This window comes from Paenibacillus sp. 1182, from assembly GCF_017833915.1.
Taxonomy (GTDB): Bacteria; Bacillota; Bacilli; order Paenibacillales; family Paenibacillaceae; genus Paenibacillus; species Paenibacillus polymyxa_D.
Genome location: NZ_JAFICR010000006.1, coordinates 133,633 through 156,927, shown reverse-complemented (window position 1 = coordinate 156,927; position 23,295 = coordinate 133,633). Strand labels below are relative to the sequence as shown.

Here is a 23,295-nt window from a genome sequence, read left to right as displayed (position 1 = left end):
GAACAAGCTATCAGTTATCCTCGCCTTTAATCTCAGCAGCACTTTTCTCATCTGCAACAGCCGATATTCCTCTCTTAGGAGCTCCCGCATCTGTTCCAGCTTCGGCAGTAGTACCGGATTCGTTTTTATTATCGGCCTCCGTTTTTGTTGCGCTCCCAATCTGGTTAGCTGCAACTCCATTGGTCGAGTCCTGTGTATCCTCCGGTTTCACTCCGGTCACCGTTTCTTTGGCCGGCTGAAGCATCACACTGACGATTCGCTTTCCATTTACCATTTGCGCCTTTTGAGAGACGACATAACCTTCGCCGCTTACCTGCACACCAACCCTCATAAGGGTTAGAACTTGAAGTGTGTCACGCAACGAAACACCTGTAAAATCAGGGATAGTCATGTTGGCACTATCCTCAGTCAGCAAGTAAATGCGTTGTCCGGGTTTCATTTTGACGCCTGCTTCAGGATACTGGCGAACAATTTTGGAGCCTTTGCCTACCGTTTCATAGGCAATCCCCTGTTTGAGCAATGCGTTTTGCGCATCCTTCTTCACCTGACCCGTTAATTGTGGTACCGTTGGCAAATTCACTGTTTTTACAACAGCGCTGCCTGATTTATTCGTTTTAGTTCCCGTTTTTGGAACACCCATATATTGCAACGATTGGGATACGATTTTTTTAAATACAGGCGCTGCTGCTGTACCGCCGCCTACCGATTTGTTAGGTTCGTCCATAACAACCAAAACAGCCATTTTCGGATCATTTACCGGTGCAAAACCTATAAAGGACACGACATCCTTCGAATGGTCATATACTTTTCCAACGACCTTCGTCGCTGTACCTGTTTTACCAGCTACACGATATCCGTCGATATAAGCAAGGCGTCCCGTACCAATTTCCTGGTCAGACACAACCTGCTCCAGATAGCTACTTGTCTGAGCTGCAGATTCCTGAGTAATCACTTGGCGGATTTCCTTTGGCTGAATCGTCTGCACTTCGCCTGTATCTGGGTTTATAATTTCCTTTACCAGATGAGGCTGCATCAGCTTCCCCCCGTTAGCAATTGCCGAGATGGCAGCTACCTGCTGGATTGGCGTCACCTGGACACGTCCGTGTCCATATGAAGCTGTTGCGACCTCGGATTTGTACTGGGTATGGAATGTGATAGCTCCGGTAGACTCACTCGGAAGATCAATACCCGTTTTCACCCCGAAACCAAAGTTATTAATATATTTCTTCAGCCTTTCGCCACCCAACTTATCCAGCCCCAGATGGACAAAGCCGACGTTACTTGAACGCTTGACTCCCTGAAGATAAGTTAACGTTCCCCAGTTACGGCTTACGTCACGAATATCCCAACCTCCGACCCGAATCATACCAGATTGGTAGGATTCATTCGGATTGAATACCTTTTCTTGAACCGCGGCAGCCAAGGTCACAATCTTAAACGTGGAGCCCGGCTCGTAGATGGACTGAGTAGCATTATTACGGAAATTTTCCAAAGGTGTACTCCCATATGTATTGGGATTAAAATTCGGGTAGGTCGCCATACCGAGAACATCCATCGTTTTGGGATCAGCCGCTACCACAGTCATCGTTTTCGGATTGTATTTTGCAATAGCTTCCTGCATGGCATCCTCTATATAATACTGAATCGTATCGTCAATCGTCAGCTTTAAATTTTTACCATTTTGTGCCGGCTCATAGACACTTCCCGATCCTTGAAGAGGAACTCCCTTCCGATCCCGCTGATACAGAAGCTTTCCAGCCGTCCCCGAGAGCTCTTTATTATAATAAGCTTCCAACCCCATACCTGCTGTGCCATCTTTTCTTTGATAGCCAAGAACATGGGAAGCCAGCTTATTTTCTGGATAATAGCGTTTGGATCCTTGAACAGTGTCCACAGCTCCAATTACTTGATACTTATCCTTCAAATACTCTTTGAACGTATCCACTTGTGCCTTGACCTCAGGATCTACCTTCCAGCCTCCATTGCGGATCTCGCGGTTTTTTAAGTAGTTCCCCGCTTTATCCTTTGCAGAAAGATGCCTTCTCAGCTCATCCTCAGGTGTTTTGAGTAATTGGTGTAGCTTAGCTACAACCTCATTCTCCAAATCATACTCCTGAATAATGGTAGGATTGACAACTACCGTATAAGCTGGTGCATCCGTAGCCAATACGTTTCCTTTACGGTCCGTAATGGTTCCACGCTTGGGCTGAATCACCTGATCTTTTTCCACTTGAGTAACTACCAGGTTATGCCAGTACTCCCCGCTCACAACTTGAATCCAAAATACCTTAAGTAGCAGAACAAGAAAAAAGAGGGTAATACATCCCCCTATCAGCAGTGTACGAAGCTTTATTCTTTTGACCATAGCTCAAACCTCTCTGCAAAAAAATGTACGTCAGAGCATAGCTTGATGCTATGCCCTTAACTATTTGGCAGCCTGCTTTTCCACACGAATGGGCTCTCTTGTTGGTTCGATATATCCCTGTTCCTTTGCAGTCGGCACGATCTGATTTTCCAGACGCTCTTTTTGAATCTTCAGTTGGGCGATATTGGTCTGTAATTTGGAAATGTCCTTGCTTGCCGTATTAATCGAATAATTGATTTGATAAATGTGAGCGTACCTGCCAATCAACATACCAGCAATGACAATGCACGCTACAAGTGTCAATAGATACAGCAGCTTTTCTCGAATCGGCAGCTCTCTGCGGCGTGTAACGACTTTGGTGGTCTCACGATACCGTTGTTGCTGAACCTGTTCCTGACGGGCTCTTTCTTTTACAGCCAAATTACCGCGTGTATAAGCCATGTCGCCTCTCCTTCTCCATTAAATTTACAATTTTTCGGCAACTCTCAGCTTCGCTGACCGGGACCGTGGATTAAGCTCCAATTCCTGCTCTGACGCTACAATCGGCTTACGGTTCACCAGCTTCAGATCGCCTATCATTTTGTCCTCCAAAATAGGCAAATCAGATGGATAGATGCTTTTCGCCAAATACTCCTTGAAAATATGCTTGCATATCCGATCCTCCAGAGAATGGAATGTAATGACCGAAATTCTGCCTCCTGGAGCCAGACATCTTATTGCCTGATGCAAAGTATCTTCCAGTGCACCCAACTCATCATTTACAGCAATCCGCAAAGCCTGGAAACTGCGTTTAGCCGGATGTCCCCCGGTTCTGCGTGCCGCAGCCGGAATTCCTTCTTTGATAATATCGACAAGTTCCCCTGTTGTGTGAATAGGCTTGTTCAATCGACGTTCAATCATGATCTTTGCGATCCGCCGTGAAAACTTCTCTTCTCCGTAATGAAACAAAATACGCGCAATCTCTGCTTCCGACCATTCATTGACAATTTCGTAAGCCGTAAGCGAGCTACTCTGATCCATCCGCATATCAAGCGGCGCATCATGATTGTAACTAAATCCCCGTTCCCCCTCATCGAACTGGGGCGAGGACACACCCAGATCGAACAAAATACCCTGGACCTGCGGGACGCCGTCTTTTTCGGGCAATCCCAATTCAGTCAGCTTGTCCTGCAAGTGGCGGAAGTTAGATTTCACTAATGAAATCTTTCCTTCATAGGCTGACAGCTTCTCTCGCGCATTGTTCAATGCCCAGTCGTCCTGATCAAAGGCAATAAGCCTTCCCTCAGGGCCAAGCTGTGATGCAATGACGGAACTGTGTCCTGCCCCTCCCAACGTGCAGTCCACATAAATCCCGTCCTGCCTGATGTTTAGTGCCTGTGTTGCTTCTTCTTTGAGTACGGTAATGTGGTGAAACAAACGGCTGACCTCCTAAATTACAATTCAAAGTTGAAATCAACCAATTTCTCAGCAATGTCATTAAATGCTTCCTCTGATTGGTTGAAATATTGCTCCCAAGTGTGCTTACTCCAAATCTCTACACGGGTGGACACTCCCAATACGACGCACTCTTTAGTAAGCTTGGCGTATTCGCACAAATTCCCCGGTAAATTTACCCTGCCCTGTTTGTCCAATTCGCATTCAGTCGCCCCCGAGAAAAAAAAACGGGTAAACGCCCGCGCATCGGCCTTCATCAGAGGCAGTGCTTTAAGTTTTTTCTCCATGACAGCCCACTCATCCATAGGATACACGAAGAGGCATTGGTCCAGCCCGCGGGTAACCACGAACGAGGCACCGAGAAGTTCACGAAACTTGGCCGGTACAGTAAGCCGACCCTTCTCATCAATGCTATGTTGGAACTCCCCCATAAACATTGGTTTCGTCACCCCTTACCCCATTCTCCCACTTTGGCCCACTTTCCACCACCTAAGCATAATAGATTCGCTTTAAAAAATCAAAGACCTCTTTTTCATTACCAAAAAGTGATAGAAGCTGGATCCATAGCATTATGTCTGTTATTGTAGCCCTGCGTCATAAGATACAAAAAAGCCCCTTATCCCATGAAGCCGGCACCCGACAATATGCATCAGGTTTCGAAACCACACGGAATAAAGGGCTTACTCTCTGTCCATTATGTCAACCTAAACAAACACTTGCATTAAAAACACAACACTTTTGCAGCGAAAATCGTGACGAAAAATCCGCTTACGCGTTCCAGCTGTCCAAATAGATCTTTTGGTCTTCAGTTAACGTGTCAATTTGAATTCCCAGACTATCAAGCTTGAATCGAGCTACCTGCTCATCAATTTCATAAGGTACATTGATAACGGCCTTACCAAGCTCATTATAACGATCATTCACGTATTTCAAGCCAAGCGCCTGAAGCGCAAATGTCGTATCCATAATTTCTGCTGGATGACCATCGGCGGCAGCTAGATTCACAAGGCGTCCTTCTGCCAGCAAATACATTTTACGTCCATCTTTAAAGCGATATTCCTCAATATTACGACGCACCGTACGAATGGATTCGGAACGTTTAGCAAGCTCAGGCTTACTAACCTCCACATCAAAATGCCCTGCGTTACACAGCACAGCCCCATCCTTCATCACATCAAAGTGTTCCCCTGTAATTACAGCCTTGTTACCAGTTACTGTAATAAAGAAATCACCCAGTTTGGCAGCCTCTACCATTGGTAACACATGGAAACCATCCATATGGGCTTCTACAGCCTTGATTGGATCAACCTCGGTTACAACAACGTTGGCTCCCAACCCTTTCGCACGCATTGCAACCCCTTTGCCACACCAGCCATAACCTACCACAACCACTGTACTTCCGGCTACAACCAGATTAGTCGTACGAATAATGCCGTCGAAAGCTGACTGTCCTGTACCATAGCGGTTGTCAAACAAATATTTGCAGTAAGCATCATTAACAGCCACCATCGGAAAGTGAAGTTGCCCTTCTTTTTCCAATGCCTTCAAACGAATAATGCCAGTAGTTGTCTCCTCTGCTCCCCCACGGATCGTAGAAATCAGATCAGGCCGTTCGGATTGCAACAGAGTAACCAAGTCACCACCATCATCTATAATGAGATCCGGCTTTGTTTCCAGTGCCTTGATTTGCAAATTTTTGAATTCTTCTGGGTCCGGATTGTATTTAGCTAATACTGTAACGCCATCTTCAACTAATGCGGCGCAAACATCATCTTGTGTGGACAATGGATTACTACCCGTAATAGTTACCTGCGCTCCACCTGCTTGTACCACTTTAGCCAAATAAGCCGTTTTGGCCTCCAGATGTAGACAGATGGTTACCTTCAAACCAGCAAAAGGCTGTTCTTGCTCGAATTGTTGACGTATACGGTTCAATACCGGCATATGTGCTTCTACCCAATCAATTTTCAAATGACCTTCAGGAGCCAATTTAAGATCGTGAACTATGCTATTTTGCAGAGAATGGGAAGTCATACTTTGTTTCCTCCTTCAAATTGGTTAAATTTTATTCCATGATAAATCCTATATAAAACAACAAATTATACATAAATAACACGATGCGTCCCCGTCAAATCCAATGGTACATTCATAATCGTATCCATCAGACTGAGACCATAACGATTCAGAAAATGATAGATCGTATACGCCCGCTCCTGCGGCTGTCCAAATGGGAAAAGCGACCATTCAATACGATCCCACTGGCGAAGTGCTGTTTCATTTTGTCGAAGCAACGCTTCCTGAACTTTTGCCTCCAGATAGGCGATCTGTGACAGAATCTTATCGCGGTTGGTTTCTCCAAGCCGTAGCAAACCTTTTTCAATCAAACCTGTCTGCTGCACAAGCGGTTCGTACATGCGGACAAAAGCTTCCTTTGCCCCGGAAAACTGATCCTGCATTCCAAGCTGGTCTTGAGTGGCAATCCATTGCTTTTTCCGTTCCTCAAGTCCGTCTCGAACTTGACCAAAACTTAATTCATACTTAAGCATATGCTTCTCCACACCTGACTCTACCAACGTAAAAGACATCCGTGGCAGCAGTATCGGCATCTGCATCTCCAACACCCCGAAAGCATCCCGTGTAATCGCCCAGTAAGCAATCTCTCCTAGACCCAGCACAGATGCCAGCACCGGAAACATTGAATCCTGCATTAGAGGACGAGTTAGCACATTATTACTAAAACGTTCGGGATGTCTATCTATCTCTTCAAGCAGTTCATCCACAGTAAACACCACCAGACCGTGTCGATCTGTGAATAGCCCAGCTTTTTTGAAAAGCAGCAAACGTTCATCTTCATGGATATAAAAGAGATTCGCGCCGCCTTCATGCACATCCGCTTGTAAATGATAGCCATAATCTACGATCCGCGTGGCAGTCGTCCGGTAAGCCTGCTCCAACTCATCATTGTGCTGAACCAGCCGCTTAAAAACGGATGCTTCCAGCTTGCGTAGCGAAGGATCTGCTGAATCCAAAAGTACTAATCCATAGCTGCCGAACAAAAGGCCCAGCAACTTGGCAAAGGCTTCACTCAGTCCATATGAGTCCGTTAATCCGTTCTCAATCATGCGCATTATATCAGCCTTATGTTCTGAATCTGGCAAGCTTTGCTCTATATCCGCTATCGCTTGCTTCCACTCAACAGTATCAACTTTAATCGCACTAACCGAAGAACGGCGTTCTAGTTGCTTATTCAGCTTGATTTTGACGGCTTGTGGGTCATTTGCCATTACGTATGTATGATTGACCTCATCCCAGTCATGATCTTCGCCAGCAATCCAGAAGACGGGGATAACCGGACGTCCAAGCCGTTCCTCAGCTTCTCTCGCTGCCTTAATAATTGTAGCGGCTTTGTAAATGACCAGCATCGGACCTGTGAACAGTCCGCTTTGCTGTCCGCCAGCTACTACTAAGGCATCTGGACTATCCAGACGGTCCAATGAAGCACGAACCGCCTCATGCGAATTGTATTTCTCATTGTATATACGAAGACATGCTACGACATCCTTACGGTTTAATCGCAGATGCCCCGTCTTATCCAGCCACTTCGCCCGTTGGGCATAAGCATCGGCGTGCAGCACATTATACTCATACAAATCGCTTGCGCGTCCCGTACCCTGTATATAATCTTCTGCCAAAGCCGACCCTCCGCGAAGCGTTTCCGGAATTATTTTCATGGGTCTGCCTCCTGTCTCCACCAAAACCTTACTGCTTGATTGTACCGAAAGCCCATGTCCACGTCAAAGCTTCCTACAAAAAAAACCGCCGAATAACTCGGCGGTTGTTGCATAAAACAAGATCAGGCGTAAGGCTCAGCTACAAAATGTCCTTTAGACACTTCGATAAGCGTGGCATTTTCCAGGTTATAAGCCCCTGTCTTATTGCCAGATGCATCATGAATCGGGCCTGCTTGGTCGCCTGGCATAATAATCCGTTTTTTGTTAGCTTCTACTTCTGGATCAGGAAGTGGGATCGCCGACAAAAGCATTTTCGTATAAGGATGGATCGGATTTGCATACAACTCAGCGCTTTCTGCAAGCTCGACCATTCTACCCATATACATTACAGCTACCCGATCACTGATGTGCTTAACCATCGACAGATCATGCGCAATGAACAGATATGTCAGACCCAAACGTTCTTGAAGCTCTTTTAGCAGGTTGACAACCTGAGCCTGGATAGATACGTCAAGAGCTGAAATCGGCTCATCACAAATGATGAATTTAGGATTAACCGCTAGTGCGCGTGCAATACCGATCCGCTGACGTTGACCACCAGAAAACTCATGCGGATAGCGTGTTGCATGGTCAGGGTTCAAACCAACCAGATCAAGTAACTCTTCAATCCGTTTCTTACGTTCTGCACGGCTACCCGCCATATTGTGAATATCCAGCGCCTCACCAATAATATCAGAAACAGTAAAACGCGGGTTCAATGATGCATACGGATCTTGAAAGATCATCTGCATATCACGGCGCATGGCTTTCATTTTACTCGGTGATAATTTGTAAATATCCGTCCCGTTAAAACGTACGCTTCCTGCTGTAGGTTCATACAAGCGCAAAATCGTACGACCCGCTGTAGACTTACCACAGCCGGATTCGCCAACCATACCCAGCGTTTCACCCTCACGAATATAGAAATTCAGGTTGTCCACCGCTTTGAGCACACGGTTTTTGCCAACATTAAAATACTTTTTAAGACCTTCAACCTCAATTAAATTGTTGCTACTCACCATGATCTCACCTCCTATTTCTTCAACTTCGGATCAAGCGCATCACGCAAGCCGTCGCCAAAAAGGTTGAACGCAAGCATAATCAAACTGATCAAACCTGCCGGGAAAAGCATCCGCCACGGGTAATACATCCACCCGGTCAGAGCTGATTCAATCATTGAACCCAGCGATGCCTCCGGATTCGGTACCCCTAACCCGAGGAAGCTCAGGAAAGCTTCGGAAAAAATAGCGGTCGGAACGCTCAACGTCAATGTAACGATGATCGGACCTACTGCATTAGGCAAGAGGTGGCGGAAAAGCAAACGACCTGCTCCAGCACCCATGGAACGGGAAGCAAGTACAAACTCTCTGTTTTTGAGTTGCATCATTTCACCACGTACAATCCACGACATGTTAATCCACCCGGTCACACAAAGCGCAATAATGATTGTAGTGATACTTGGCTCCAGTACAACCAGCAACAGGATCGTAACAAGCAAGTAAGGAATGGAGTACAAGATTTCAGAAAATTTATTCATGATTTCATCAACGCGGCCACCAAAGTAACCCATAATTCCACCATAAATAACACCAATCAGCAAATCAATCAAAGCTGCAGCCAGACCTATCGTCAAGGAAATCCGTGCTCCCATCCATGTACGGACAAACATATCACGTCCAAGATCATCCGTACCGAACCAATGCTCCGCGGAAGGTGGCAGATTCGTGCTGAGTAAATCATTAGAGTAATAATTATAGGGTGACAATATCGGGCCGATTAAAGAAAAAAGCACAATCAGAACTAAAACAATCAAGCTAGTCATTGCAACCTTGTTTTTACGAAGTCGTTCCCAGGCATCGCGCCAAGCAGATAAGCTTTCTCGCTGAATAACTTCAGACTGCTTTTCATCGACACCTATTTTTTGGAAATCTTCCGGTTTCACCTGAAGTTTATCCAAATTCACAGCATTGTCTTTCACAGACATAAAGTTACCCCTCCTTCCCGCCGGACAGCTTAATCCGAGGATCAATAAACCCATACGCGACATCTGTAATAAAACGCGCTAACATAAGCAAAACACCGTAAAAAATCGTTATCCCCATAATCATAGTGTAATCACGGCTTGTGATACTTTCCACAAACACTTTACCAATACCGCCAATCCCGAAAATCCGTTCAATAACCACAGATCCGGTAATAATATTCGCTGTCATTGGACCTACGTAGGTAACAACTGGCAAAATAGCATTCCGCACAACGTGCTTGAACATGATCGTAATGGATTTCAAGCCTTTAGCTTTGGCCGTTTTGATATAATCTGCATGCAGTACTTCTATCATACTGGAACGCGTCAATCGTGCAATAAACGCAATTGGTTGAGCGGACAAAGCCGCAACAGGCAGAACGTAGTCCATTGGGCCCTCAAAACCCATAACATTAAACAATTCCAACTTTTGGGCAAAAAAGAACTGGATTAATGATGCCAAAACGAAGCTGGGAACCGCAATACCTAGAATTGCCAATATCATCGCTACGGTATCAATGAGTCTACGATGGTACAAAGCCGCCAGCATGCCTAGTAAAATACCGACAATAATGGAGACAATAATTGCTACCAGACCTAATTTTAATGATACCATAAAGGTCTGTCCAATAATGTCGCTCACATCTTGATTCAATTTTTTCATAGAAATACCAAAATCACCCGTAACAATATCACCTAAGTATTTAAAATATTGTACATATACAGGCTTATCCAACCCATACTGTTCCATTAATCGGGCTTGAATCTCAGGAGACGTCGCTCTTTCGCTCATAAAAGGGTTACCTGGAATTGCCTTCATCAGAAAGAACGTCGCAGAGATCAGAATGAGCAAAGAAATAAGCATAAATATAAATTTACTGATCAAATAACGCGCCATCGCCCGTTTACACCCCCCATATTTTTTCGACACCATTCGATTCTATAGAAATAGAGTTGGGTTGTCCAATCTACTTATATGCATGGTTAATTTAATCATATTAAGAAGAACCCTCACACACAAAAAAAACGGGATATATATGGCAGTACCCACATATATATCCCGAAGTAACTCTTCAACTTCAGAATCAAGTATCAGCTACTTACTGTGTTATATAAGCTCTTGTAAAATCAATTGCACCACTAAAATCCAAGGCAACGCCTTTTACATTTGGTTTCGTCAAAGAAGTATTAGAGTAGTAATAAATCGGCAGTAAAACCATATCATCCTGAACAAGAAGCTTCTCTGCTTTCGCAAATATTTCCATGCGTTTTCCTGGATCAGTTTCTGTTTTAGCCGCTTTAATCAAACCATCATATTCAGGATTAGAATATCCAGAATTATTGTTGCCATTACCAGTTGTCCAGATATCCAAGAATGTCATCGGATCATTAAAGTCAGCAGACCATCCACCACGAGCAATTTGGAAATTCAACTTGTTACGTGTTTGGATAAATACGCCCCACTCCTGGTTTTGCGTTTTCACATCGATTCCCAGGCTTTTCTTCCACATATCTGCAACTGCCAAAGCAATTTTTTGGTGTCCTTCAGTAGAATTGTAGAGTAGAGTGATTGGAGGGAGTGAAGTTACTCCTTCTTCCTTCATACCTTCTTGAAGCAATTTCTTCGCTTCAGCTACATCTTCTTTGAAATAATCATCTTTATGCTCATTACGGTATTCCTGAGATAAACCTTTAATACCCGGAGGTACAAAGCCGTAAGCAGGAATCTCTCCACCCATCGTTACTCTATCAACAATCGGCTGACGTTGAATCGACATTGCAAATGCTTTACGAATTTTAAGATTATTGAACGGTTTTTCGGTGACGTTAAACAAATAGTAATAGGTGCTTGCTATACCTTTAGCCTGGAATTCATTAGGCATTTCATTTTTCACAGCCATCATTTGGTCTGCAGGAATTTCACCATTTGGTTTACCTGCATAATCAAGTTGTCCACTTCTGTAAGAAGCGAGTTCTGTTGCACCGCTGTTTACAAGGGACATTGTAATTTTCTTCAGTTTAATTTCGTCCTTACCCCAATAATTCTCGCTTTTGGAAACCTCAATCTTTTGACCTGTCTCCCAAGTCGACAATGTGAAAGGCCCGTTAGTGATCATGCTTTCTTTTTTAGTCGCCCATTTATCATTACCTTTAACAGACGGATGCACCGGATAATAGGTGTAGAAAGAAGTCAATCCCAGGAAGTAAGGTGTTGCATGTTCCAGTTCTACCTGTAATGTATGGTCGTCAACTGCTTTGACACCTACATCTTTGAAGTCCGTAACTTTAGTACCTTTAAAAGATTTGGAAGTGCTCAGGTTGTAACCCTCAGCATTTTTGATATAGTACAATTGGTAAGCATATGGAGGTGCAGGAGCCGTGGAAGGATCCAATACCCGTTGCCAAGCAAATACGAAGTCGCTTGCTTTGACTGGGTCGCCATTACTCCATTTTGCAGTATCGCGAAGCTTAAACGTATAGGTTTTGCCGTCATCGGAAATTTTCCAAGATTCAGCTACGCCAGGAATTTCTTTACCATCAGGGCCCATGCGAACAAGACCTTCATACATTGTTTTTAAAACAGTGTTTGCTTGAGTATCTTGAGCCTGTGCCGGATCGAACGTTGGCGGCTCGGATGCAAGGTTAATGCGCAAAATTTGCTTGTCGGCCGGAGCCGGCGTAGTCGAGGTGTTTTCTTGTGCGCCCTTACCATTGGTATCGTTCTTGCTGGAGCCGCAACCTGCGAGCAATGCGCCAACTGCAAGAATGAGTGTCAAAAGGACTAAAAAGCTTTTCCTTTTCATCTAGCGTTTTCCCCCTAGTTCTAAAGTGGTATATGTTTATAGATTATACAACCAGCGGTCAAAAAAATCTACATTACATTTCTTCAAATTAAGCTTTTTTTTCAAAAAAACATGATTAATTCATATTTTTTCACCATTTCATGTCATGTTATATCACATGATGTTGAATATATTCTTAAATATGCCAACAACAGTCAACAAAATATACGCCAATGTCATTGCTATAAAAGTTAATCTCCAGACCGCTCTACATAATCTTTTACCATCAACCTTCCCTTTTATTCGATTTTGAGCTCCTCCAATTAAACCCAAGGCCAGTAATAGGAGCAGTAGAATCAAATAAAAACCGAATCGAGATGTAAAAATGACGTTAAAGAGTGCTGCGACGGAAAATATCAGAAAAAACGTGGTAATATCCATAGAAGTAAGTAACGATTTCTTTTTTTCCATTTTAAGAATGTAGCGACAAACCGCAAACACGATCAAAAACGGAAAAAAGGGAAGAATACTGAAAGTGATAATAGTACCTTGTATAAGACTCAACTGATCACCCCTCTTTTAGCCGCATACCTTCAATTAATTGCCACAATACCTCATGAGTTGGTGCAGTAACCCCAGCCTGATCTGCCATCTGCACCAGTTGTCCGTTAATTGAAGCAACTTCTGTCATGGACTGTGCAAGTACATCAGCTAGCATGGACGAGTGATTTTCTGCCGTTGACCGGCATACATTTATAATTTGCTCCCACCATGCGTTTTCCCAGTGGATACCATGAGCTTCATACACTTGAATGCCTTCATCGTACAACCTGCGCATCATATGTATTCGAATAGGGTGCGAAAGCAGCTCGCCATTACGAACTCGCCATACCGCCGTCAGCGGATTGATTACAGCATTGATCAACAACTTGCGATACATACCGTTCTCGATTTCTTTCGACAAGCAAGCGTCAAATCCTGCTGCAAGCAGCCGATTTAGCACACATTGGTTAAAATTATTGTTCTTCGACTCCTCCCCTTCCTCCGAACAACCTATTTCAGTAACACCCGATCCTGCATGTACAATAGATGCGACTCCCTGCCTCTTGGCTCCTTCAGTCGTCACAGCAGGGTATACCACAGCTTTAGGCCAAGCCTTTCTAATGCGTTCTATATGACCGATTCCATTCTGCAAGCAAACGATTCCTATATCTCTGTCCATTTGAGCTGCAGGCTGGATCTGTTCTAATACTTCCTCAATCGCCCCCTGTTTGGTCATAAGCATTATCCATCGTGCCGGAGCCTGTGAATTTAACCGTTGCCAATCTGCCAATGGCGCTACCTTCAATTTATCTCCAGACATATGTACTGCCACCTGCCCCTCCTTATCAAACACAGTAATTCCTTCATGAGTAATGACGCGTGCTTGTTCAAGTGTACGTGTCCACAGCCTTACTTTCGTACCTGAAGCAGACAACCTCCCCGCAAACAACAATCCTAGCGAACCCGCTCCAATAATATCAATCACCTTTGTATCGTCTCGCTTCCATCTTTTTTTCTACTATATCATATGCACTCTAAAGAAATACAAAAAACGCCAACTACGGCAAAGCGCTAGTTGACGTTTTATTTCAGAATTGCAGAAGTAATCTTGTTACTCAATGCGCTCCAGATTCCCATTGGCATCCATTTTGAATCTGGATTTAAGCTCTTCCTCATCTTCAGTAATTAGAGCCAAGCGCCGAGCCCGGTCCATAATCTGAATCAGAGCTTTATAATCATCATTCACAACACGATAGTCGGTTTGCACCTCATTCACTTCTTTGGACAGCCGGTCATTAATGGAGCGAAGCTGACTCAATTCTTCTTCCTTTTCCCGTAAATCTTTCTCCAGCATCTTAATCTGCCGATTCGTTTCCTGGACGGATCCCTTCCATTGACGCAAGAAACGAATTACTGCATCAATAGATAATGTATCCTCACTCGTACCATCCGTTCTGTACCCACCTTCGACTGTATCAAGCGAGGCAAAAGCCGCAACCTGTGATACACCTACCGGGTTCTGCTTGCGGATATAACTGCGCTTCTGGCGCTGTGCTTTGGCAATGCTAATTGCTTCATCGTAACGTTTGCGCACGCAACTGTTCCAACGAAAGCCGCATGCTGCAGAGGTTCTTCCTATCTTTTGTCCAACCTCCTCAAACGCAGCAAGCTGCGTTCCACCTTCACGGATATGCCGCAATGTCACCTCCGCCAATATCAAGTCATCTTCCACACTCCATGCATCTTGTCTTATTGCAGTCATGCCTCTAGCCCTCCTAACAACATCCTGAAATAACCGTCTTCATGAACCGATCCTGCCGGTATTTGAATAGGGTATAAAAGCTGTTTATTCATTCCTATGCCTCTCGTAGAGTTCATAGAATCTATTTGATACTAAATTGTATTTCCATTTCTGCAAGAACTCATACGTGAACGTAAACAGTTTCGGGTTTCAAGCATGCTCAGACTGCTGTACAATAAAATGAATGGTTAAAGAAACAGAAAGGATCATATACATTACCATGAGTTTTTTTCGGGAATACATAAAAGGGGAAACCAAATGAACAAACGAATAAAAATCACAATCAGCACCCTGCTGAGCACCATTATGTTGCTAACTTTCATATATGTACGTCCTACTCTAGCCGCTCCCTCCCAAGAAGAAAGTCAGATTTTACAAGATAGTCTGTCGATTGTAGAGATAGACCATGAAATTGAGCGAATCAGTCAGGAGCAACAGACTCTTTTGCAGCGCCAGCAGGAACTGCGAAGTAACCTCACCGTTCAGCAAGAGCAAATGACCATACAACGGAAGCGTGCAGGCTCTGTGCTGCGATCTTATTATATGGGGGAAAGGGACAAGCTGTTAAGTGTGGTGCTAGGGGCAAAAAGTATAAGGCAACTTCTCTCTCTGTACGATTACTACTTGTTATTGATTAGTCACGATCAGGATGTGCTTCAAGAATACGAATCCAATTATCAATCTATGCGAAAAACAGAACAACAAGTCATCCAAGCGTCAATGGAATTGGAGACAGTCAAAACAAACTTACTGGCTCAACGCAAACGCATTGTCCTGCTTCAGTCGCGTGTAAATGACGGCGTTAGCGCCAGTAATGACCCGGATACCCTACGCAAGCTAATTGGCGAAATGACAGCTTATTGGGAAAATGTAGGTGTCTACGAGGTAAATAAACACTTTAAAGCATTAGCTCAAGCTATGCAGGATTTACCGCAATTCATTCAACAACAACAAGGTGCCATGGTTACAAATGGAAAAGTCATTACGATAAGCATTCGTGAAGAGGACTTTAACCGTTTTTTAAAGTCAGAAAATGAATTGTTTAATCACTTCAACTTTACATTTGCGCAGGATCAAATTATGGTAGAAGGCCAACAAGGAACGATGAAATTAAGGGTAGAAGGTCACTACACGGTAGAGAATGAACCGAAAAATGCAATTTTATTTCATGTGGATCGATTAGTATTTAATGGTCTGGAACTACCTGATACGACCCGCAACAAGCTGGAAAGGGATTTTGATCTGGGTTTCTACCCACAGCAGCTTATTTCCTATGTCAAAGCCACAGAAGTACGCACTTTAGCAGGAATGCTTGAAGTTAAGCTCGAATTAAACTTTAAATAAGCTTTTGCCCACTTTCATTGTTCTGAACTTTTACGTGTACAAAACAAGAGACCCCGGGATATTCCCGAGGTCTTTATTATTGTAATAACGATAGGACTTTATAGCAAATCAGCTGCCAACTGCGCGAGCTTGGAGCGTTCTCCTTTTTCCAACATAATATGCCCGCTAATCCCTTCTTGCTTAAACCGCTCCACCACATAGGTTAAACCGTTGCTGGCTGCATCCAGATAAGGGTGATCAATCTGCTCCGGGTCTCCCATCAAAATGATCTTGCTTCCCTCACCCACCCGAGACACAATCGTTTTAATCTCATGTCGGGATAAATTCTGCGCCTCATCGACTATAATAAATTGCCCAGGTATCGAACGTCCGCGAATATAAGTAAGTGCCTCCACCTGAATACTGCCCAAGCCCATCAAAATTTTGTCGATATCACCTGATTTTTTGGCATCAAACAGATATTCCAGATTGTCGTAGATTGGTTGCATCCATGGACGAAGCTTTTCATCCTTTTCTCCTGGTAAATAACCAATATCCTTGCCCATAGGAACAACAGGTCGAGCAATCAGCAGTTTCTTGAAGCGATGCTCATCCTCTACTTTAAGCAAACCTGCCGCCAGCGCCAGCAACGTTTTGCCCGTACCCGCTTTTCCTGTAATGGTCACGAGAGGGATATCATCATTAAGCAAAAGCTCCAATGCCATCCTCTGTTGAGCATTGCGCGCGCTGATTCCCCATACTGATTCGTTACTTAAGTACAGCGGCTCTAATCGCTCTGCCTCCTGGTTAACTTTCAGTAATGCTGATTTTCCAGTTCCCATTTCATCTTTCAGAATGACAAATTCATGTGGATACAGTGTATAAGGTAGTTCCAGTGACTTGATTAGTAAAAACCGGTTAGAGTAAAATTCATCTATGATGGACGGGTGCACCTGTATTGCCGAGTATCCGGGGTATAGCTCACTTAAATCGCCTGTTCTATCGGAGAGGTAGTCTTCAGTCAGCAGTCCCAATACATCTGCTTTGATCCTGACCAGCACGTCTTTACTGACCAAAACGACCGAACGCGGCTCAGGCTGCTCCTGCTCTTCCAGATGATAATTCAAGGCGACCGCCAAAATCCGGTTATCGTTCGAAACCTCCCCGAACATCTCCTGAACTTTCAAAAAACTTCGGTGGTTCAACTCAACCTTAAGCCTTCCACCTTGGGGAAGTGGAACGCCACTATGCAGATGGCCCACTTCTCTCAACCCGTCCAACAATCGCGATACATTGCGGGCATTCCGTCCAATCTCATCCGCGTTGCGTTTTTTGGAGTCGATTTCTTCCAGAACTACAGCTGGAATAACAACTTCATGTTCTTTGAAGGTAAAAATGGCTTTCGGATCATGCAGCAGCACATTCGTATCCAGCACAAAAATTTTCTTCATTAAATCCCCTCCAAAGCGGCGTGGACAATCTCGTGTTTCATACCTATACCTATTCACCGGGTACCTAATACTTGCTGATTCCCTGAAAAAAGAACCCCAAAGCAGCATAAAACAACGAAAAGTTGTAAGTGAAGATAGCCTCTGAGCCTGTCCATTTTTGAATTTAGACACAAAAGGCCCAGTGATTGCTCACTGGACCTAGACTTGGTTCACTATAACTTTAGACATACCTCAACCCCCTTATGTTATATAAGAGCTTTACTCGCTGCGAGTATAACATAAGCGGGAAGAAATATACATACTCAGGAATTGGAAGAAGCTGCGGTATTGTCGCTTACTTTTTTAGCTAACTCCTCTTGTAGCGCTTGTTTGGCCAAATCGAGCTGTTGCTCATCAATGTACACATACGGGCTACGCCATGTTCCCGCTACCGGATTGTATTTCACATTTTGCTTGGAAATATTCCAATAGGTTTGTACGATATTCTTCATTTGCTGTGACTCAATATCTGTCATCATATTCTTATCAACCGATTTAATAATTGCACTAAACTTGGTCAAAGCGTTAAAGGATTGCATTTGGTCAATTAGAGAATGAAGCACCTGATTTTGTCGACGATTGCGATCAAAATCGTCAGATTCAGCTGTTCTCGGACGACAATTCGATTTGCGGTAGCGAACAAAATCAAGAGCCTGGTCACCGTTCAAATGCTTGGCTCCAGCTGTCAGATTAATATCGGTACCATCTGCACGGTCACGATAACACATGTTTTTATCAACCGTCACATCTACGCCACCCAAATTATCTACTACATCTCTAAAGCCCTGGAAGTTAATAACCGTCACATAATCGATATCAATGTTTAAATATTTGCCGATCATCTTCTTCATCTGTTCTTCAGCAACTTCACCAGATTCTTTTTCTCTAGCCTTAAACACCGGATAATACTCATTCAACTTGCGAGGTTTATATCCATCCATTTCTAGACGCGTATCGCGCGGTAGGGACACGATGGTAGACGATTTAGTATTGGGGTTCAATGTAGCTACCATAATAACGTCGGACAAATAAGTCGGATGATCAGGGCGGTAATCGGTTCCTAGCAATAAGATAGTCAAAGGCTTAGTTTCTGCCAATTGTGTTTTGGGTACTTCCTTGTTGATCCCCGTATCCAAAACTTCCTCTACCTGATTGTAAAGATAGTAGGTATAACCACCTGCTGCTAAAATACCTATAATGAGCAGAAACAAGACAAACTTCATAAACGATCTGAAAAAGCTTTTTTTCTTTTTCGTTTTTTTCGGTTTGGCGGATTTTTTCCCAGTTTGTGTCCGGGGAGGCAATCCGTTCGAAAGATTACTCATGCTTCAACACCTTTTCCTGCGTTTTGAGAAATATAGCTTTCTCCAAGTTTACAATCCTAAAACACACACAGCGGCGCATCCCGTTCCCGGGCGTCGCCGCTGTGGCCAAAGACCAATCCAATCAATTACATATTTGCTTGTGCTGTTTTACGTTGCTTCTCTGCACGCTCGCGTTCACCTTTGTTCAAAATCTTTTTACGCAAACGGATGGCATTAGGTGTAATTTCGCAATACTCGTCATCATTCAGGTATTCGAGCGCTTGCTCCAAAGAGAAGATTACAGGTGTTTTCAGTTTAACTGTATCGTCTTTTGTTGCTGAACGAACGTTTGTCAGTTGTTTTTCTTTACAAATGTTAACGACGATGTCGTTATCACGTGTGTGCTCTCCAACGATCATACCCTCATAGATTTCAGTACCTGGCTCTAGGAACAAAATACCGCGATCTTCTACGCCCAGCATACCATAAAATGTAGAGCTGCCGTTTTCTGTTGACACGAGTACACCCTGATGACGTCCACCTACTTGACCGCCAACAAATGGTCCATAGCTGTCAAACGCATGGTTCATTACGCCATAACCACGAGTCAAAGTCAGGAAGTTTGTAGTGTAGCCGATCAGACCACGTGCAGGGATCAGGAATTCCAAGCGAACTTGTCCGGTGCCGTTATTAATCATGTTAACCATTTCGGCTTTACGGGAGCCCAAACTTTCCATAACTGCGCCCATGCTTTCTTCCGGAATATCAATAAGGAGACGTTCGATTGGCTCCATTTTCTTACCATCAATTTCCTTGACGATAACTTCCGGTTTGGACACTTGCAGTTCGTAACCTTCACGACGCATGTTTTCAATCAAGATACCCAGATGCAACTCACCACGTCCGGATACAATAAAGGCGTCCGGGCTATCCGTTTCATCAACACGTAAGCTGACGTCCGTTTCGAGTTCTTTCAGAAGACGCTCACGCAATTTACGGGATGTTACCCACTTACCATCGCGACCTGCGAATGGGCTGTTGTTAACCAAGAAGGTCATTTGCAGTGTCGGCTCATCAATCTTCAGTACAGGCAGCGCTTCAGGATGGTTTGGATCAGCAATGGTTTCACCAATGTTGATATCTTTAATTCCCGCAATCGCTACAATGTCACCAGCGCCCGCTTGATCCGTTTCAATACGTTTCAGGCCTTGGAAGCCGAACAGCTTCTCAATACGCGCCGATTTACTACTACCATCACGTTGCATAACTGTGACTGCTTGCCCCTGCTTGATGATACCGCGGTTTACACGACCTACTGCAATTCGGCCAAGGTATTCGTTATAATCCATCAGTGTTACGAGGAATTGAAGAGGCTCATCTACATTCTCAGTTGGAGCCGGAATATGCTCTACAACTGTTTCGTACAATGCTTGCATGTTATCGTCTTGCTTTTCAGCATCCATGCTGGATGTTCCGTTCAGCGCCGAAGCGTACACAACAGGGAATTCCAGTTGCTCATCATTCGCACCCAGCTCGATGAACAGATCCAGTACTTCGTCAATAACTTCTGCCGGACGAGCCGCCGGACGGTCAATTTTGTTCACTACAACGATAGGCGTCAGATTTTGTTCCAGCGCTTTACGCAGTACGAATTTCGTTTGCGGCATGCAACCTTCGTAAGCATCTACGACAAGCAAAACACCGTCAACCATTTTCATAATCCGTTCCACTTCGCCACCAAAGTCGGCGTGTCCTGGTGTATCTACAATGTTAATCAGATAATCTTTGTAAGTGATAGCTGTATTTTTAGCCAAAATCGTAATACCGCGTTCACGCTCCAGATCGTTGGAGTCCATGGCGCGCTCCTGAACAGCCTCGTGTTCTCTAAATGTTCCGGACTGTTGAAGCAGCTTGTCGACAAGCGTCGTTTTTCCGTGGTCGACGTGGGCAATAATCGCAATATTGCGAATGTTTTCTCTAGCATGCATGGTTTGTATCCATATCCTTTCCGTATATCAAAATAGTGTCTCTATCCTGAAGCAGTGCTGATTCAAGGCTAACAATCGTTCTTTAGGCCCACTCCCTGCCAGCCTTCTATATGTTTCAGGCTTTGTACAGACAGCTTCTCTCTCCGATTCGCGTGAAAACCTTAAAATAAGCGTCAGAAATCATTCCGACGCTCTTATCATATCCATTATATTATAGTTGAAATATGTCATAAAGCAAGACATTATTGCCTGTTCCGTAATTTACCGCCATAAAATCTCATTGCTTGTCGTTTACCATTTGCGTTTGCCACGGTTGTTTACGACCAACCAGATTCCAGCGCCGATCAGTAAAACTGCAATAACATATATGATACCCGTTCTTAACAGGGTAATGACCAATAAAAACACCGATACCAAGCCCAATATCACGCCCCCCGTATATACATTACGAGAAAGCGAAATATCATTAATGGCGTACTCCCATAATCCAACCGCCACACCTAGAAGTAACAAAGGCCATAAATAGGCCATTAAATTCCAGCCCCAAATATTGCAGAGCAAAAATAAGAAGCCATAAACCGATAAAATCCCTGCTGGCAGCAACATAAAGGGTGAAACTTTACGCTTCATGTACATTGCATGCAGTACGATTCCAGGTATTAAAAACAGCAAAGGCCAAAAGTTTCGTCCCAAGAAGGAGAACGTCCCCAGTTTCCCCAACAAAATAATCAGTCCTACGGCAACAATGCCCACTCCGATCATACGCTCTTTTCCGGAATTCATCGTGGTCTCCTTTGTTTGCTGAATTTGTTTTTAGGTCGCTTAATGTGATTGTTTTTAAGTATATTTTAGCCGATGTTTTCCAAAAAAACTACGTTCAAATATGATGAGCACGTAGCTGACGATATATTCCTGCAATCACAACTGCTGAGGCTAAGAGTCCTGGTAACCATGCATGTATAAGCTCTCCCGTACCTGCTAACCATACACCCAATCGGGGATCACGCAGTAGCATTTCTCCTGCCGTAAAAGCCAGGATTGCAGATCCGAGCAAAACAAGTACAGGGAACCGGTGAAGCCAGATCGCAATTACGTTGCTGCCCCAGACAACTATCGGAATGCTAATTGCAATACCAATGACAATAATGGCGATATCCCCATCTGCTAGTGCTGCAATAGCTAATACGTTATCTAGACTCATCACAAAGTCCGCTACCAGAATCACCTGTATAGCCTTCCATATGGTTGTTTCTGCTCTGACTCCTACATGATCCTCACTCTCATAAAGCAGCTTAAACGCAATCCATAACAGAAGTAGACCACCTGCCGCCTGAATAAAGGGTATGCCCAGCAAAATGACAGCTACAAAAGTCAAAACACAGCGCAGGAGGACTGCACCGACTGCCCCCCACCATATAGCTTGACTCCGCTGCCTTGCAGGCAAATTTTTGCTCGCCATGGCTATAACAACCGCATTATCACCGCTTAACACCAAATTAATCATTAATATTTTCAACAGCAAAATGATATGCTCCATGTGTACAAACACCCCCATCCTACTTGTATGCGAAATAGGACGAGGCTATGCTTATAAGCTTTGTCAAATAAGTCATCCTTTATTAAAAAATGATGTCAAATTCGTTGAGTAAAGACCTTGAAATCAATAACAAACAGCCATATAATGAATCGTATTTCCGGAAAACGGGTATTAAAATAAACACATACAACGATTTTAGGATGTTTAATCAGGGAGATGAGAACGATTGATATGTCCGGACTTCAGTTCTTTTGGCTACTGCTTAATGTGATATTTATTGATCTTCTGCTCGCAGGGGATAATGCGATTGTAATTGGACTTGCCGCCAGAAAGCTGCCTCCTGCAACGCAAAAAAAAGCGATACTGTACGGCACCGGTGGTGCCCTGCTTATTCGCATAGCAGCCACCATTGTGGTACTCTGGCTGCTTCAAGTACCGTGGTTGTTACTCATCGGGGGGATTATGTTAGTCTGGATTGCGTATAAGTTGCTCGTAGACCAGGAGGACCATACCGAAGTCAAAGCGGGAACAACATTATGGGGTGCTATCCGCACGATTGTTGTAGCCGATGCGGCTATGGGTCTGGACAATGTGATTGCTGTTGCTGGCGCTGCCCAGCAGCATTTGCTACTTGTAGTGCTGGGCCTGTTAATCAGCGTGCCAATCGTGGTATGGGGAAGCACTCTTTTTATCAAACTGATCAATAAATTCCCCTGGATTATCTATTTGGGATCGGCTGTACTTGGTTATACGGCCTCTAATATGATTACTGAAGAACGTAAGCTGGAACCTTACTTTACCGAGCACCCTGCGCTGCGTATCTTGTTTATTGCTACAGTTATGGCTGGTATTTTGCTCACGGGATATCTTCAAAATCGCAAAGCAATGTCCAGTCGAGAAAAAGCTGTTTAAAATGCTTCAAAAACTGTTTTAA

Annotated in this window: 20 protein-coding genes; 2 read left to right on the top strand and 18 right to left on the bottom strand. The window is 44.1% G+C overall.

The features are described from left to right. Nucleotides 1-10: 10 nt before the first annotated feature. The 13 genes from JOD82_RS14210 to JOD82_RS14150 all read right to left on the bottom strand — a co-directional run bounded on the left by JOD82_RS14210 (nt 11) and on the right by JOD82_RS14150 (nt 14,680). A complete protein-coding gene (locus JOD82_RS14210) occupies nt 11-2,365 on the bottom strand; it encodes a penicillin-binding transpeptidase domain-containing protein (RefSeq protein WP_069010278.1) in 2,355 nt (784 codons plus the stop codon). Between the two features lie 60 nt (nt 2,366-2,425). Beyond that, on the bottom strand, nt 2,426-2,806 hold the full coding sequence (locus JOD82_RS14205; RefSeq protein WP_029517759.1) for a type VI secretion system membrane subunit TssM: 381 nt from the start codon (nt 2,804-2,806) through the stop codon (nt 2,426-2,428). Nucleotides 2,807-2,830: 24 nt separating this feature from the next. Further along, nucleotides 2,831-3,781 carry a 16S rRNA (cytosine(1402)-N(4))-methyltransferase RsmH gene (gene rsmH, locus JOD82_RS14200; protein WP_023989455.1) on the bottom strand — a complete coding sequence of 317 codons (951 nt, stop codon included), beginning with the start codon at nt 3,779-3,781 and terminating at the stop codon, nt 2,831-2,833. 17 nt (nt 3,782-3,798) lie between these two features. After that, nucleotides 3,799-4,236, bottom strand: a complete 438-nt coding sequence (mraZ, locus tag JOD82_RS14195; RefSeq protein ID WP_013311099.1) for a division/cell wall cluster transcriptional repressor MraZ — start codon at nt 4,234-4,236, stop codon at nt 3,799-3,801. A 331-nt stretch (nt 4,237-4,567) separates the two neighbouring features. Beyond that, the gene (locus tag JOD82_RS14190; RefSeq protein ID WP_013311100.1) at nt 4,568-5,833 is read right to left on the bottom strand and encodes an adenosylhomocysteinase; all 1,266 of its coding nucleotides are present in this window, start codon (nt 5,831-5,833) and stop codon (nt 4,568-4,570) included. A gap of 65 nt (nt 5,834-5,898) precedes the next feature. Beyond that, nucleotides 5,899-7,530, bottom strand: coding sequence for a bacillithiol biosynthesis cysteine-adding enzyme BshC (bshC, locus tag JOD82_RS14185; RefSeq protein ID WP_029517760.1), 1,632 nt, complete (start codon nt 7,528-7,530; stop codon nt 5,899-5,901). Between the two features lie 122 nt (nt 7,531-7,652). Next, a complete protein-coding gene (locus JOD82_RS14180; protein WP_029517761.1) occupies nt 7,653-8,591 on the bottom strand; it encodes an ABC transporter ATP-binding protein in 939 nt (312 codons plus the stop codon). 11 nt (nt 8,592-8,602) lie between these two features. Continuing rightward, the gene (locus JOD82_RS14175) at nt 8,603-9,553 is read right to left on the bottom strand and encodes an ABC transporter permease (RefSeq protein WP_029517762.1); all 951 of its coding nucleotides are present in this window, start codon (nt 9,551-9,553) and stop codon (nt 8,603-8,605) included. 4 nt (nt 9,554-9,557) lie between these two features. Further along, the gene (locus tag JOD82_RS14170) at nt 9,558-10,490 is read right to left on the bottom strand and encodes an ABC transporter permease (RefSeq protein WP_029517763.1); all 933 of its coding nucleotides are present in this window, start codon (nt 10,488-10,490) and stop codon (nt 9,558-9,560) included. Nucleotides 10,491-10,692: 202 nt separating this feature from the next. Next, nucleotides 10,693-12,396 (bottom strand): peptide ABC transporter substrate-binding protein, encoded by a 1,704-nt coding sequence (locus JOD82_RS14165; protein ID WP_029517764.1) that lies wholly within the window; start codon nt 12,394-12,396, stop codon nt 10,693-10,695. Nucleotides 12,397-12,549: 153 nt separating this feature from the next. Then, entirely contained in the window at nt 12,550-12,939 is a 390-nt protein-coding gene (locus JOD82_RS14160) for a DUF3397 domain-containing protein (protein ID WP_013311106.1), read from the bottom strand. 4 nt (nt 12,940-12,943) lie between these two features. After that, nucleotides 12,944-13,903: a ketopantoate reductase family protein gene (locus tag JOD82_RS14155; RefSeq protein WP_069010277.1), complete on the bottom strand. Its 960-nt coding sequence runs from the start codon at nt 13,901-13,903 to the stop codon at nt 12,944-12,946. A 126-nt stretch (nt 13,904-14,029) separates the two neighbouring features. After that, nucleotides 14,030-14,680 (bottom strand): RsfA family transcriptional regulator, encoded by a 651-nt coding sequence (locus tag JOD82_RS14150; protein WP_029517765.1) that lies wholly within the window; start codon nt 14,678-14,680, stop codon nt 14,030-14,032. A 297-nt stretch (nt 14,681-14,977) separates the two neighbouring features. Between JOD82_RS14150 and JOD82_RS14145 the strand changes: the two genes are divergently transcribed. Further along, complete coding sequence (locus JOD82_RS14145; protein WP_029517766.1) at nt 14,978-16,063, top strand: coiled-coil domain-containing protein; 1,086 nt, start codon at nt 14,978-14,980, stop codon at nt 16,061-16,063. A gap of 98 nt (nt 16,064-16,161) precedes the next feature. Here JOD82_RS14145 and JOD82_RS14140 read toward each other — a convergent pair whose 3' ends face one another. The 5 genes from JOD82_RS14140 to JOD82_RS14120 all read right to left on the bottom strand — a co-directional run bounded on the left by JOD82_RS14140 (nt 16,162) and on the right by JOD82_RS14120 (nt 22,361). After that, nucleotides 16,162-17,493, bottom strand: a complete 1,332-nt coding sequence (locus JOD82_RS14140) for a PhoH family protein (RefSeq protein ID WP_029517767.1) — start codon at nt 17,491-17,493, stop codon at nt 16,162-16,164. A 302-nt stretch (nt 17,494-17,795) separates the two neighbouring features. Beyond that, the gene (locus JOD82_RS14135) at nt 17,796-18,857 is read right to left on the bottom strand and encodes an LCP family protein (RefSeq protein ID WP_029517768.1); all 1,062 of its coding nucleotides are present in this window, start codon (nt 18,855-18,857) and stop codon (nt 17,796-17,798) included. 125 nt (nt 18,858-18,982) lie between these two features. Continuing rightward, a complete protein-coding gene (typA, locus tag JOD82_RS14130; protein ID WP_029517769.1) occupies nt 18,983-20,824 on the bottom strand; it encodes a translational GTPase TypA in 1,842 nt (613 codons plus the stop codon). Between the two features lie 291 nt (nt 20,825-21,115). Beyond that, entirely contained in the window at nt 21,116-21,607 is a 492-nt protein-coding gene (locus JOD82_RS14125; RefSeq protein WP_029517770.1) for a LiaF transmembrane domain-containing protein, read from the bottom strand. A 94-nt stretch (nt 21,608-21,701) separates the two neighbouring features. Beyond that, nucleotides 21,702-22,361, bottom strand: coding sequence for a TerC family protein (locus tag JOD82_RS14120; protein ID WP_029517771.1), 660 nt, complete (start codon nt 22,359-22,361; stop codon nt 21,702-21,704). A gap of 216 nt (nt 22,362-22,577) precedes the next feature. Here JOD82_RS14120 and JOD82_RS14115 point away from each other — a divergent pair, with 216 nt between their 5' ends. Then, nucleotides 22,578-23,273, top strand: coding sequence for a TerC family protein (locus JOD82_RS14115; RefSeq protein WP_069010274.1), 696 nt, complete (start codon nt 22,578-22,580; stop codon nt 23,271-23,273). The last annotated feature ends 22 nt before the right edge of the window (nt 23,274-23,295 follow it).